Annotated in this window: 10 protein-coding genes, 2 tRNA genes, 3 rRNA genes and 1 pseudogene; 9 read left to right on the plus strand and 7 right to left on the minus strand. The window is 41.2% G+C overall.

The window, feature by feature from the left end:
* Nucleotides 1-174: 174 nt before the first annotated feature.
* The 5 genes from F968_RS00015 to rrf all read left to right on the plus strand — a co-directional run bounded on the left by F968_RS00015 (nt 175) and on the right by rrf (nt 5,518).
* Nucleotides 175-1,712, plus strand: a 16S ribosomal RNA gene (locus tag F968_RS00015).
* Nucleotides 1,713-1,771: 59 nt separating this feature from the next.
* Nucleotides 1,772-1,848: transfer RNA gene (locus tag F968_RS00020), tRNA-Ile, on the plus strand.
* Nucleotides 1,849-1,903: 55 nt separating this feature from the next.
* Nucleotides 1,904-1,979 (plus strand) — tRNA-Ala (locus tag F968_RS00025).
* Between the two features lie 352 nt (nt 1,980-2,331).
* Nucleotides 2,332-5,224, plus strand: a 23S ribosomal RNA gene (locus tag F968_RS00030).
* Nucleotides 5,225-5,403: 179 nt separating this feature from the next.
* Nucleotides 5,404-5,518 (plus strand): 5S ribosomal RNA (gene rrf / locus F968_RS00035).
* Together the 16S, 23S and 5S rRNA genes with 2 tRNA genes alongside form the textbook arrangement of a ribosomal RNA operon.
* A gap of 153 nt (nt 5,519-5,671) precedes the next feature.
* Here rrf and F968_RS20505 read toward each other — a convergent pair.
* Both F968_RS20505 and F968_RS00040 read right to left on the minus strand, forming a co-directional pair.
* Nucleotides 5,672-5,755: pseudogene (locus F968_RS20505) on the minus strand (hypothetical protein); the annotation flags it as partial.
* An 18-nt stretch (nt 5,756-5,773) separates the two neighbouring features.
* Nucleotides 5,774-7,144, minus strand: a complete 1,371-nt coding sequence (locus tag F968_RS00040; RefSeq protein WP_004789049.1) for a dihydrolipoyl dehydrogenase — start codon at nt 7,142-7,144, stop codon at nt 5,774-5,776.
* A gap of 147 nt (nt 7,145-7,291) precedes the next feature.
* On the opposite strand from F968_RS00040, the gene F968_RS00045 reads away from it, so the two are divergent.
* On the plus strand, nt 7,292-8,767 hold the full coding sequence (locus F968_RS00045) for an Ig-like domain-containing protein (protein WP_004789051.1): 1,476 nt from the start codon (nt 7,292-7,294) through the stop codon (nt 8,765-8,767).
* Nucleotides 8,768-8,802: 35 nt separating this feature from the next.
* On the opposite strand, the gene F968_RS20790 is transcribed toward F968_RS00045, so the two are convergent.
* Together F968_RS20790 and F968_RS00050 are read right to left on the minus strand one after the other, a co-directional pair.
* A complete protein-coding gene (locus F968_RS20790) occupies nt 8,803-8,907 on the minus strand; it encodes a lipoprotein (protein WP_373885757.1) in 105 nt (34 codons plus the stop codon).
* Nucleotides 8,908-9,061: 154 nt separating this feature from the next.
* Nucleotides 9,062-9,397, minus strand: coding sequence for a protein tyrosine phosphatase family protein (locus F968_RS00050; protein ID WP_004789054.1), 336 nt, complete (start codon nt 9,395-9,397; stop codon nt 9,062-9,064).
* 192 nt (nt 9,398-9,589) lie between these two features.
* Between F968_RS00050 and F968_RS00055 the strand changes: the two genes are divergently transcribed.
* From F968_RS00055 to F968_RS00065, 3 genes are read left to right on the plus strand one after another with little or no spacing between them, the layout of a single operon-like run.
* The gene (locus F968_RS00055) at nt 9,590-10,486 is read left to right on the plus strand and encodes an alpha/beta hydrolase (RefSeq protein ID WP_004789058.1); all 897 of its coding nucleotides are present in this window, start codon (nt 9,590-9,592) and stop codon (nt 10,484-10,486) included.
* On the plus strand, nt 10,487-10,924 hold the full coding sequence (gene trxC / locus F968_RS00060; RefSeq protein WP_003655112.1) for a thioredoxin TrxC: 438 nt from the start codon (nt 10,487-10,489) through the stop codon (nt 10,922-10,924).
* Between the two features lies 1 nt (nt 10,925).
* Nucleotides 10,926-11,342 (plus strand): acyl-CoA thioesterase, encoded by a 417-nt coding sequence (locus tag F968_RS00065; RefSeq protein ID WP_004789061.1) that lies wholly within the window; start codon nt 10,926-10,928, stop codon nt 11,340-11,342.
* A gap of 70 nt (nt 11,343-11,412) precedes the next feature.
* Here F968_RS00065 and F968_RS00070 read toward each other — a convergent pair whose 3' ends face one another.
* The 3 genes from F968_RS00070 to F968_RS00080 all read right to left on the minus strand — a co-directional run bounded on the left by F968_RS00070 (nt 11,413) and on the right by F968_RS00080 (nt 13,013).
* Nucleotides 11,413-11,919, minus strand: coding sequence for a nuclear transport factor 2 family protein (locus F968_RS00070; RefSeq protein WP_004789062.1), 507 nt, complete (start codon nt 11,917-11,919; stop codon nt 11,413-11,415).
* A 75-nt stretch (nt 11,920-11,994) separates the two neighbouring features.
* Nucleotides 11,995-12,489 carry a DUF4442 domain-containing protein gene (locus F968_RS00075; RefSeq protein WP_004789063.1) on the minus strand — a complete coding sequence of 165 codons (495 nt, stop codon included), beginning with the start codon at nt 12,487-12,489 and terminating at the stop codon, nt 11,995-11,997.
* A 35-nt stretch (nt 12,490-12,524) separates the two neighbouring features.
* Nucleotides 12,525-13,013: a YajQ family cyclic di-GMP-binding protein gene (locus F968_RS00080; RefSeq protein ID WP_004789065.1), complete on the minus strand. Its 489-nt coding sequence runs from the start codon at nt 13,011-13,013 to the stop codon at nt 12,525-12,527.
* Nucleotides 13,014-13,019: the final 6 nt, after the last annotated feature.

The raw sequence follows: 13,019 nt of genomic DNA on the forward strand, positions 1-13,019 counted from the left end.
ATCATTAAGAGAATTGAAGAACAACTTGTGTGGATTTTTACTGATTGATTAATCGAAATATTATCATTGATTGATTGGTTTAAATTACTCGAAGTTTATTTGAGCGAAATTTAAGTCAGAAAATTGATGAGCCAGAATTGGCACCTTGTCTTTAATAAGGTGCAAAATGATTTTTAACTGAAGAGTTTGATCATGGCTCAGATTGAACGCTGGCGGCAGGCTTAACACATGCAAGTCGAGCGGGGTGATGGTGCTTGCACTATCACTTAGCGGCGGACGGGTGAGTAATGCTTAGGAATCTGCCTATTAGTGGGGGACAACATTTCGAAAGGAATGCTAATACCGCATACGTCCTACGGGAGAAAGCAGGGGATCTTCGGACCTTGCGCTAATAGATGAGCCTAAGTCGGATTAGCTAGTTGGTGGGGTAAAGGCCTACCAAGGCGACGATCTGTAGCGGGTCTGAGAGGATGATCCGCCACACTGGGACTGAGACACGGCCCAGACTCCTACGGGAGGCAGCAGTGGGGAATATTGGACAATGGGCGGAAGCCTGATCCAGCCATGCCGCGTGTGTGAAGAAGGCCTTATGGTTGTAAAGCACTTTAAGCGAGGAGGAGGCTACTTTAGTTAATACCTAGAGATAGTGGACGTTACTCGCAGAATAAGCACCGGCTAACTCTGTGCCAGCAGCCGCGGTAATACAGAGGGTGCAAGCGTTAATCGGATTTACTGGGCGTAAAGCGCGCGTAGGCGGCTAATTAAGTCAAATGTGAAATCCCCGAGCTTAACTTGGGAATTGCATTCGATACTGGTTAGCTAGAGTGTGGGAGAGGATGGTAGAATTCCAGGTGTAGCGGTGAAATGCGTAGAGATCTGGAGGAATACCGATGGCGAAGGCAGCCATCTGGCCTAACACTGACGCTGAGGTGCGAAAGCATGGGGAGCAAACAGGATTAGATACCCTGGTAGTCCATGCCGTAAACGATGTCTACTAGCCGTTGGGGCCTTTGAGGCTTTAGTGGCGCAGCTAACGCGATAAGTAGACCGCCTGGGGAGTACGGTCGCAAGACTAAAACTCAAATGAATTGACGGGGGCCCGCACAAGCGGTGGAGCATGTGGTTTAATTCGATGCAACGCGAAGAACCTTACCTGGCCTTGACATAGTAAGAACTTTCCAGAGATGGATTGGTGCCTTCGGGAACTTACATACAGGTGCTGCATGGCTGTCGTCAGATCGTGTCGTGAGATGTTGGGTTAAGTCCCGCAACGAGCGCAACCCTTTTCCTTATTTGCCAGCGAGTAATGTCGGGAACTTTAAGGATACTGCCAGTGACAAACTGGAGGAAGGCGGGGACGACGTCAAGTCATCATGGCCCTTACGGCCAGGGCTACACACGTGCTACAATGGTCGGTACAAAGGGTTGCTACCTAGCGATAGGATGCTAATCTCAAAAAGCCGATCGTAGTCCGGATTGGAGTCTGCAACTCGACTCCATGAAGTCGGAATCGCTAGTAATCGCGGATCAGAATGCCGCGGTGAATACGTTCCCGGGCCTTGTACACACCGCCCGTCACACCATGGGAGTTTGTTGCACCAGAAGTAGCTAGCCTAACTGCAAAGAGGGCGGTTACCACGGTGTGGCCGATGACTGGGGTGAAGTCGTAACAAGGTAGCCGTAGGGGAACCTGCGGCTGGATCACCTCCTTAACGAAAGATTGACGATTGGTAAGAATCCACAACAAGTTGTTCTTCATAGATGTATCTGAGGGTCTGTAGCTCAGTTGGTTAGAGCACACGCTTGATAAGCGTGGGGTCACAAGTTCAAGTCTTGTCAGACCCACCATGACTTTGACTGGTTGAAGTTATAGATAAAAGATACATGACTGATGATGTAAGCTGGGGACTTAGCTTAGTTGGTAGAGCGCCTGCTTTGCACGCAGGAGGTCAGGAGTTCGACTCTCCTAGTCTCCACCAGAACTTAAGAGAAGTTCGGATTACAGAAATTAGTAAATAAAGATTTAGATCTTAGTTTATTAACTTCTGTGATTTAAGTATCACGGTATTAAGCATGACCTGACGAAGGCGTGTTTATTCATTAACAGATTGGCAAAATTGAGTCTGAAATAAATTGTTCACTCAAGAGTTTAGATTAAGCAATTAATCTAGATGAATTGAGAACTAGCAAATTAACTGAATCAAGCGTTTTGGTATATGAATTTAGATTGAAGCTGTACAGTGTTTAAGTACACAGACAACAGATAGTAGCGATGAAGAATCGCACGGACAACTCTCACTTGTAAGTGTTGACGACTGTTTGGGGTTGTATAGTCAAGTAATTAAGTGCATGTGGTGGATGCCTTGGCAGTCAGAGGCGATGAAAGACGTAATAGCCTGCGATAAGCTCCGGGGAGGCGGCAAATATCCTTTGATCCGGAGATTTCTGAATGGGGGAACCCACCTACTTTAAGGTAGGTATTGCAACATGAATACATAGTGTTGCAAGGCGAACGAGGGGAAGTGAAACATCTCAGTACCCTTAGGAAAAGAAATCAATTGAGATTCCCTTAGTAGCGGCGAGCGAACGGGGATCAGCCCATTAAGTTATGTGTGTTTTAGTGGAACGCTCTGGGAAGTGCGAACGTAGAGGGTGATATTCCCGTACACGAAAGGGCACACATAATGATGACGAGTAGGGCGAGGCACGTGAAACCTTGTCTGAATATGGGGGGACCATCCTCCAAGGCTAAATACTCCTGACTGACCGATAGTGAACCAGTACCGTGAGGGAAAGGCGAAAAGAACCCCTGTGAGGGGAGTGAAATAGATCCTGAAACCGCATGCATACAAGCAGTGGGAGCCGACTTGTTCGGTGACTGCGTACCTTTTGTATAATGGGTCAGCGACTTATATTCAGTAGCGAGGTTAACCGTATAGGGGAGCCGTAGAGAAATCGAGTCTTAATAGGGCGTTTAGTTGCTGGGTATAGACCCGAAACCAGGCGATCTATCCATGAGCAGGTTGAAGGTTGGGTAACACTAACTGGAGGACCGAACCCACTGTCGTTGAAAAGCCAGGGGATGACTTGTGGATAGGGGTGAAAGGCTAATCAAGCCTGGTGATAGCTGGTTCTCCCCGAAAGCTATTTAGGTAGCGCCTCGGACGAATACCATAGGGGGTAGAGCACTGTTTCGGCTAGGGGGTCATCCCGACTTACCAAACCGATGCAAACTCCGAATACCTATGAGTACTATCCGGGAGACAGACTGCGGGTGCTAACGTCCGTAGTCAAGAGGAAAACAATCCAGACCGCCAGCTAAGGCCCCAAAATCATAGTTAAGTGGGAAACGATGTGGGAAGGCATAGACAGCTAGGAGGTTGGCTTAGAAGCAGCCACCCTTTAAAGAAAGCGTAATAGCTCACTAGTCGAGTCGGCCTGCGCGGAAGATGTAACGGGGCTAAAACTATGTGCCGAAGCTGCGGATTTGACTTTTAGTCAAGTGGTAGGGGAGCGTTCTGTAAGCCGATGAAGGTGTATTGAGAAGTATGCTGGAGGTATCAGAAGTGCGAATGCTGACGTGAGTAACGACAAAACGGGTGAAAAACCCGTTCGCCGAAAGACCAAGGGTTCCAGTCCAACGTTAATCGGGGCTGGGTGAGTCGACCCCTAAGGCGAGGCCGAAAGGCGTAGTCGATGGGAAATTGGTTAATATTCCAATACTTCTGTGTAATGCGATGAGAGGACGGAGAAGGTTAAGTCAGCCTGGCGTTGGTTGTCCAGGTGGAAGGAAGTAGGCATGCATCTTAGGCAAATCCGGGGTGCTCTATGCTGAGATCTGATAGCAAGCTGTACTTGTACAGCGAAGTGGCTGATACCATGCTTCCAGGAAAAGTCTCTAAGCTTCAGTTACACAGGAATCGTACCCGAAACCGACACAGGTGGTCAGGTCGAGTAGACCAAGGCGCTTGAGAGAACTCTGCTGAAGGAACTAGGCAAAATGGTACCGTAACTTCGGGAGAAGGTACGCTGCTGACGGTGATGACCCTCGCGGTCTGAGCTATTGGCAGCCACAGAAACCAGGCCGCTGCAACTGTTTATTAAAAACATAGCACTCTGCAAACACGAAAGTGGACGTATAGGGTGTGATGCCTGCCCGGTGCTGGAAGGTTAATTGATGGGGTTAGCGTAAGCGAAGCTCTTGATCGAAGCCCCAGTAAACGGCGGCCGTAACTATAACGGTCCTAAGGTAGCGAAATTCCTTGTCGGGTAAGTTCCGACCTGCACGAATGGCATAATGATGGCGGCGCTGTCTCCAGCAGAGGCTCAGTGAAATCGAAATCGCTGTGAAGATGCAGTGTACCCGCGGCTAGACGGAAAGACCCCGTGAACCTTTACTGCAGCTTGACATTGAACTTTGACCTTACTTGTGTAGGATAGGTGGGAGGCTTTGAAGTTGGAACGCTAGTTCCAATGGAGCCGTCCTTGAAATACCACCCTGGTAATGTTGAGGTTCTAACTCTGCCCCGTAATCCGGGGCGAGGACCATGTCTGGTGGGTAGTTTGACTGGGGCGGTCTCCTCCTAAAGAGTAACGGAGGAGTACGAAGGTGCGCTCAGCGTGGTCGGAAATCACGCGTAGAGTATAAAGGCAAAAGCGCGCTTAACTGCGAGACCCACAAGTCGAGCAGGTACGAAAGTAGGTCTTAGTGATCCGGTGGTTCTGTATGGAAGGGCCATCGCTCAACGGATAAAAGGTACTCTGGGGATAACAGGCTGATACCGCCCAAGAGTTCATATCGACGGCGGTGTTTGGCACCTCGATGTCGGCTCATCTCATCCTGGGGCTGAAGCAGGTCCCAAGGGTATGGCTGTTCGCCATTTAAAGAGGTACGCGAGCTGGGTTTAGAACGTCGTGAGACAGTTCGGTCCCTATCTACCGTGGGCGCTGGAAATTTGAGAGGATCTGCTCCTAGTACGAGAGGACCAGAGTGGACGAACCTCTGGTGTACCGGTTGTGACGCCAGTCGCATCGCCGGGTAGCTATGTTCGGAAGGGATAACCGCTGAAAGCATCTAAGCGGGAAGCCTACCTCAAGATAAGATTTCCCTAGGACTTTATGTCCTCTAAAGAGCCGTTCGAGACTAGGAAGTTGATAGGTTGGATGTGGAAGCATAGTGATATGTGAAGCTGACCAATACTAATTGCTCGTGAGGCTTGACTATACAACACCCAAGCAGTTGTATATAAAGCATCAATCGATTCATTAATATGCAAAGCAACTTGATTTAGTTATATGCTTAGCTAAAATGAACAAATAAAGTAAGATTCAATCAGCCCATCTGTAAAGATTTGGAAAACGCATCGGCATATTAAGACCAATGCAAGTATCCATACCAGTTGTGCTGGCGACCATAGCAAGAGTGAACCACCTGATCCCTTCCCGAACTCAGAAGTGAAACCTCTTAGCGCTGATGGTAGTGTGGGGTTTCCCATGTGAGAGTAAGTCATCGCCAGCTCATTATTCAAACACCCCGACCCCGAAAGAGGCCGGGGTGTTTCCTTATGGGAAATTAATTAATAAATTGATTTAAATGCAGTAAGACAATAAAAAAAGGACTCTATATGAGTCCTTTTTTTATAGAGGAAGGAAATTTCGAATCCGTTCTAAGTTAGAAATGGGCTTCTAAACCGACATAAGGACCTTTAAATTCAAACTTAAGATCATTGTTATCATAATCCTCTAAATCAATATTAAATTAATTAGACTATCTTTATAACTGTCTGCGTGCATGTTTTAAAGCAGTGCGAAGACCTTCTTCTAGAGTAGGGTGATAGAAAGGCTTCTCTAGAATGTCATTTAACGTCAATTCTTCACCTATTATCCAGCTTAATAAATGAGCCATATGTTCTGTTGCTTCTGTAAATAATTCAGCACCAAGAAGTTTTTGATTTTCTTTCTCTATATAAACCTCAATCGCACCTCTGTTTTCCCCAAGAACTATAGCTCTTCCTTGCCGTTCATAAGAGGCTTCACCTGTAATAAAGTCTATACCATTGTCTTTTAGTTGTTTATAACTTTGCCCGACGATTGCCATTTCAGGATGACTGAATACAATTCCTAATGGGGTAAGCGTCTTAACTGAATTAACCTGTGGATAATTCAAACAGTTATAAACAACTTTTTTCCCTTCATGTGCTGCCTCATGTTGCAGTGGTGTTGAGGTATAAGCATCACCAACGATAAAAATTGGATATGTATCTAACTGTTTGGTTTTTGTATTTATAGGTAATAACTTAATATCTTTAAAAGAGTTATCAATATTTTCTAGTTTTAGAGTATCAATTAAACTTGTACGGCCTGTTGCTGCTAAAACATATTCAACTTTGAGAGTTTTCTCTGTTTCATCAAGTTGGTAAGTTAATACAGCGTTTTCTTCACTGCATTTAACTTCATTTGGTAGAGTTTCGAATAGAATTTTTAACTCTTTACCTAGCTCTTTTTGTGCAAGTTGTTGAAGCCTAGGACTAGTAAGTACCCCAATCCGTTTACTGCGAGCAAAGATTGTAGTTTCTACACCTAAACGATGCATTGCTTGAGCAATCTCAAGGGCGATCACACCACTTCCAATGACAGCGATAGATTTAGGTAGTGTTTTTAACTCAAATATTTGATCTGTTGTTATAAGACGATTACCAAGTTCTTTCTTCCAGGTTTGATCATAATTAGGAGTTGAGCCGACAGCGAGAATAAAACTTTTTGATTGGTACTGTTGCCCATTAACTTCTACAGTTTGTGAATCAATAAAATGTGCTTTACCAGAAATTTTATGTTCTGCAGGCCATTGTTCTACATCTTTTAATGTTGCTTGTTTAAAACGATCACGTAAAGTTTGTACGTGCTGCATCACTTGATCTGTATTAATTTTTGAAGATACCTCCAAAGCAACCTCTTGAGCATTTTGAATGTCAAACATACGGTTTGCTGTAGAGATGAGAACTTTACTTGGCATGCAGCCTACACGAGCACAAGTGGTATCCCAGGGTCCATCATTTATAATTAAAATCTTATGGGTATGTTTAATTGCTTCTTTATATGCGCTAATACCAGCAGTACCTGCGCCAATAATAATAATATCAAACATTATAAAGCCCAACATCTATAAATTTTTCATTTAATAAGTTACACAATAAAACATAAAATAATTTATGTTTACAGAGTGCAGTGAATATGATTACACTTATAATATAAATAATTAATAAATCTTATACCTTTAGGAAAGATTGGGGAAATGAAAATTATGTATAAAAAACAACTTACCTTGAAGTTGTCCGCTATTGCTGTATCAATTATGTTAGCAAGTTGTGGTGGGGGAGGTGGTGATGGCTATTATCAAAATGGTTCATCAAATAATAACTCATCTGGAAGTAATGGTAGTGGAACACAGCAAGCCAATGCCACAGCTTTAAAGATAGAATTAGATAAATTATCAGTTGCAGCGACAAATGATACTTTAACAGTTACTGTTAGAGCTTTAGACAAAAATAAAGGTGGTGTTGCTGGTGCTAATGTTACTTTGGCATTAGTTGATCCAACAAACAATGTGTCTATAGAAGGGGTATCAACTCAAATTACAGATGCAGCAGGTAATGCTGTATACATTATAAAAACTCCAAAAACATCAACTTCAATAAATGAGTTAGTTAAAAATGGTTTTAAATTAATTGCATCTACAAATAATGGTACGCTTACTCAAGAACAGACGGTAACAGTGACAGGTAGCAATAGTACTGTCGAGGCTGATACTACAAGTATTGTATTGTTTGATGCTACAAAAACTTCTTTAAATGTTAGAGGAGATCAGACAACTGTTACATTAACGGCTGTAGATGCAAATGGCTCAACTTTAGCAAATCAGGCTATCACGCTTAGAGTTAAAAATTCAGTTTTAAACGGTGTCAAATTTACACCTAATGCAACACAAACCGATGCGAATGGTCAGATCACATATACTTTATCTTTTAGTGAAAATCAAAGATATTCCTCATATAGTGCAGCTCAATTTGTGATAGATGATTTAGTTCTAGAAGCGAATTTTGGTCAATCAACAAAAATTTATACTTATAAACTCGATGTTGTTAATTCCGATGTGCCAGTTGCAGTAGGGGCAATTGCTGTAGCATATAATCCGACGACGATGGAAGATACGAGTGAAGGGGTGTATTACTATAAGAATATTTCGGTACAAGTGACTGATGTGGATGGTAAGCCGATACCAAATCAAGACGTAACAATGGGAGTTAATGCTCTTGCTTACTATAAAGGGCGATTTGGTTTTGTTGATACTTCTAATCCGACGGATGGTAAACCTGATGAATATCTCCCAGTTATTAGATCAATGTGTACTTCACCAGTTCAAGCTGTAAATGCTAATGGAGAAGTTATTAATCAATTAACTCCACTTAAAAAGGATTCTACTGTACAAGTTGTATCGTACATTAATAGTGCAGGCACCGCCGCAACGAATAATAAATATACAACAGATGCGAATGGTCGTTTTGATCTTAAGATTCAATATCCTAAAATTTATGCATCGTGGTTAACTGTGCAGTTAACGGCTAAATCTACAGTTTCGGGAAGTTTAATCAAAGGATCTACATCTTTAACTTTAGGTTATTTAACTAAAGATGTCAGTCTTAGCGATCTTAATGGACCAAATATAGAAAGCCCATATGGAATAGATCCAAATTGTACAAATGGTAATTAATATAAAAAGAAGCAGCATTTAGGCTGCTTCTTTTTTTAAATGTGTGTACCCATAGTTACTCCAACCGTAGGTTTTACTTGCATTGAGGAGCATGCTGTAAGAATTAAACAGCTTAAAAGAGCGAATATAAATTTATTCATAAAAATTAATAATTGATTCAAAAAAGATTTAAATACTTTAGATCAATATTATTTTTAGTTCTGTTGAATTCGTGCAGAGATATGCAAAATAAGTTATCAAAAAACCCTACTTTAAGGAAGAAATAGGGTTTTATGGAATATTAATTTCTTAAAATTAGTCGTCTAATAAATCCATCTGTTTTGCTATTTGATATAGATTATTTGAACGGTTTCCTGTGCGGCAAAACATAAGTACAGGTTTTGGCAACTCATTGTAATGATTAGCAAAAGTACGTACATCGAGTTCCGTAATTTGTCCAGCTACAACAGGTTGATAAACATAGTCTAGACCTACTTGGCGTGCTGCTTCTTCAATTTGAGCACTTGTAGGCTGTTCTGGGCCGCCTTCCATATCTGGTCGATTATTGATAATCGATTTAAATCCTTTTTCTACAACTTGGCTAACATGCTCTGGACCAATTTGACCTGCGAAACCAACATTATCTGACATTTCGTCACTCCAAAATTTAACAAAACCTCTTATGCTGTATCATAGCATTAAGCTTAACCTGAGATACAAGACACTAAAACGTTGTTCCTACATAGATAAAACTTATGTCATAGAACAGTTATAGATTTTTAAAAGGCGATCAGGATGTTTTTTGTAAATTCATTACTTCGACTATAATGCCACGGAGCACATATGCACGCTTATACGGTTGAGCCTTTATATGTTCCATGTGATCAGGAAGTGATCGCAGCTGATTTTTATATTCCAAAAACAAATAAGAAATCTGCAGTAATTATTATGGCGCATGGTTTTGCTGGATTGCGTCAATTTAAACTCATCCAATATGCTCAGCGGTTCGCCCAAGCAGGTTATGCTGTTATTTTGTTTGATTATCGATATTGGGGTGGGAGTACTGGCAAGCCTAGAGAAATGGTCTCAATCAATTCACAATTAGAAGATTGGAAGACCGTTATTCAATATGCTTCGACCTGTAAGCTTGTAGATAACCGAAGGATTGTACTGTGGGGAACTTCTTTAAGTGGCGGATATGCACTAAGCCTAGCTTCTGAATTAAAGAATATTCAGGCAATTTTAGTACAAATTCCTTATGTAGATGGTGCTGAAACTGCCAAGCTCTATCCTTTGCAACGTTATCCTCAAGCATTGAAGTTATCGAGTCAGGATTATATGGGATCAAAGATGGGGCTTAATCCAAAGAGGTTGCCTGTGGTTGATCAACATAACTTATGCTTTATGCCTACAGCAGATAGTTATTATGGCTATCTATCGATTGTGAATCCTGACTATTATTGGAGCGGGGAAGTCCCAGCTCGCGTCTTCTTTAATTTGATGCGATACCGTCCAATTCAGGTTGTACGTCAGATTAATATTCCGGTTTTATTTATTGCAGCCCAAAAAGATTCACTTATTCCTATTGAGTCCAGTCGCGAAGCTGCGACAAATATTGCACCTTTTGTGAGTTATCATGAGTGGGATATGAAACATTTTGATATCTATCACGGTTCATGGTTTGAAAAAGCAGTGATAACCCAATTAGAATTTTTACATCAGCATATAGGAGTGATGTAAATGATTATTGTATGTGCATCGTGTGGTGCTAAAAACCGAGTTCCGGAAGAAAAACTTCCTGAGCAACCAAGCTGTGGGCAATGTCATCAGCCATTACTACCGCTTGCACCTATTGAACTAAATGAGCAAAATTTTAGTAACTACATCACGAATAGTGATTTACCTATTCTCATAGACTTATGGGCAGAATGGTGCGGACCCTGTAAAATGATGGCTCCACATTTTGCGCAGGTCGCAAAACAGAATCCAGGCGTTATTTTTGCCAAGATTGATACCGAAGAATCTCCTCGCTTGAGCCAAGCTTTTCATGTGAGAAGTATTCCGACACTTGTCTTAATGAATAAAACGACAGAGGTCGCGCGTATTAGCGGTGCATTACGTGCGCCTGAATTGCAGCAGTGGCTCGATCAACAACTTCAAACGAATTTCGGGAGCTAAGGTGTCAGAAGCTTATACCAAACCAGAAGGAATTTTATCCTTACAAACGATTGCCATGCCAGCAGATACAAACTGGAGTGGTGATGTGTTTGGTGGATGGATTGTGTCACAAATGGACTTGGCTGGAGCAATTCACGCAGAACGTTTCAGTCGTGGCCGTTGTGCTACGATTTCCATTAATCAAATGACCTTTTTGGTTCCGGTAAAGGTTGGCTTTGTCATTAGCTGCTATACCAAAATCTTAAAAGTTGGAAATACTTCTATTCAGATGCAAATTGAAGTTTGGGATAGTCATGATGACTCTCGTGAGCCAATACGTATTACTGAAGGAGTGTTTACCTTTGTAGCAGTAGATGTAAAGGGTAATAAGCGTCAAATACCTGAAGAAGCAAGACAAAAGTTTTTAGATACTCAATAAAACGTATAAAGCCTGAATATCAGTATTCAGGCTTTAATTTTTAATTTAGATAAAGAAATCATTTTTAGAATTAAAACATCGTATTGGTATTTTTGCTTTGCTCAGGAATATTTTGTATTACATCCCAATGCTCTACGATTTTTCCACTTTCGACACGAAATATATCAATAATCGCTCTTCCTCGATCTTTTTCATTTTCAGTCGAATGGACATGTAAAACGACAAGATTACCTTCAGCAATCGCACGTTTAATCTCATTTTTAGCTTGAGGATTGTTTTGAAATTTTTCAGTGAAGAAATTAACAAAAGGTGCTTTCCCATCTGGTACATTCGGATTGTGCTGAATATATTGTTGACCAATATAACGGTCTGCATATTCTTTGACTTTATGTTTTAAAAAGACGCCTTCATAAAAGTCGATGACTATTCTTTTGTTTTGAGCGCTTACTTTATCTATCGCTTCTGATTTGGTCGAAGTTAATTTACTGGTTTTAACGTGAGGTTCAGTCGCATGAGTCGTTATTGTTGTAAATATTAAACTGGTAAATAAAGAGGAAAGAATCAGTATTTTTTTCATTTTGACCTCAAGATACAAAAAATAATTTTTATATCTTGAGGCAAATAAAAATCTAAAAATACTTTAGATTAGTTATTATTTCTTACGTTTAGGTAACCATGCCCACAGCATCTGGCACTGGATTGGTTCATTGCCTGCATCATCAATGACTGTAACCGGAATCACAAGTTCACCTTTCTCATTAGCTGCAATAAACTTTTGCTGTTCAGCAGACAATGTTGCTGTAGCAGTCAAACCACCTTCAACCACTTTTAAATAATCTACATGCAATGATTTGATTAATAAAATGCGGTTATCAGGAATATGTAAACCCGTTAGAAAACCTGTTGCAGTTTCTGCTAAAAGAGCCATCGCCGCAGCATGTACTCCTTTAATATGATTCTGCATGTTTTTCTGGTTTTCTAAACGGACTGTAACGTGGTTTGAGTCTACTTCCAGATAGCGGATATTTGCTGTACCAACCATTGGCACGATACGACCAAACGCCTTGCTCCAAAGCGTGCTCCGAATACCTTTAGGGAATTTTGAAGTCGCTTTTACCAGTTTTGATAGACGATTGGATTGAGACATGGAATTACCTTAGCTTTGAATGTCACGAAAAGAGATTAATCTTTAAAGTTATTAAACTGTAATGGCACACCAAATTGCTGTTCACGTAAAAAATTCATGACTTGTTGTAAAGTGTCACGCTTTTTATCTGTTACACGAATTTTGTCGCCTTGGATAGAAGATTGCACTTTAACGCCACTTTCTTTAATGGCTTTATTAATTTTTTTTGCAGTATCTGAGTCAAGACCGTCTTTAAGTTTAATTACTTGTACAAAATTTTTGCCTGAAGCAGCAGCTTTTTGTGGATCAAGTGCTTGTACATCAATTTTACGTTTATAAAAGTGATTTTCTAACATGTTGTAAACTTGTTCACACTGGAAATCACTTTCTGTACTGATTTTAATTTCTTTATTTTTTTCGTTTATTTCGACTGAAACATCATGACCACGGAAGTCAAAGCGTGTTGCAATCTCTTTTTGTGTGTTTTGTACAGCATGATTAACCTCAAATAACTCTAATTCAGAGACAATATCGAAAGAAGGCATAGTTTA

The organism is Acinetobacter sp. NIPH 817 (assembly GCF_000368405.1).
Classification (GTDB): domain Bacteria; phylum Pseudomonadota; class Gammaproteobacteria; order Pseudomonadales; family Moraxellaceae; genus Acinetobacter.

What these genes read in the sequence shown, in the direction of transcription:
- F968_RS00040 (WP_004789049.1), bottom strand. Translation starts at nt 7,144, where the DNA reads ATGTTTGATATTATTATTATTGGCGCAGGTACTGCTGGTATTAGCGCA.
- F968_RS00045 (WP_004789051.1), top strand. Translation starts at nt 7,292, where the DNA reads ATGAAAATTATGTATAAAAAACAACTTACCTTGAAGTTGTCCGCTATT.
- F968_RS20790 (WP_373885757.1), bottom strand. Translation starts at nt 8,907, where the DNA reads ATGAATAAATTTATATTCGCTCTTTTAAGCTGTTTAATTCTTACAGCA.
- F968_RS00050 (WP_004789054.1), bottom strand. Translation starts at nt 9,397, where the DNA reads ATGTCAGATAATGTTGGTTTCGCAGGTCAAATTGGTCCAGAGCATGTT.
- F968_RS00055 (WP_004789058.1), top strand. Translation starts at nt 9,590, where the DNA reads ATGCACGCTTATACGGTTGAGCCTTTATATGTTCCATGTGATCAGGAA.
- trxC (WP_003655112.1), top strand. Translation starts at nt 10,487, where the DNA reads ATGATTATTGTATGTGCATCGTGTGGTGCTAAAAACCGAGTTCCGGAA.
- F968_RS00070 (WP_004789062.1), bottom strand. Translation starts at nt 11,919, where the DNA reads ATGAAAAAAATACTGATTCTTTCCTCTTTATTTACCAGTTTAATATTT.
- F968_RS00075 (WP_004789063.1), bottom strand. Translation starts at nt 12,489, where the DNA reads ATGTCTCAATCCAATCGTCTATCAAAACTGGTAAAAGCGACTTCAAAA.
- F968_RS00080 (WP_004789065.1), bottom strand. Translation starts at nt 13,013, where the DNA reads ATGCCTTCTTTCGATATTGTCTCTGAATTAGAGTTATTTGAGGTTAAT.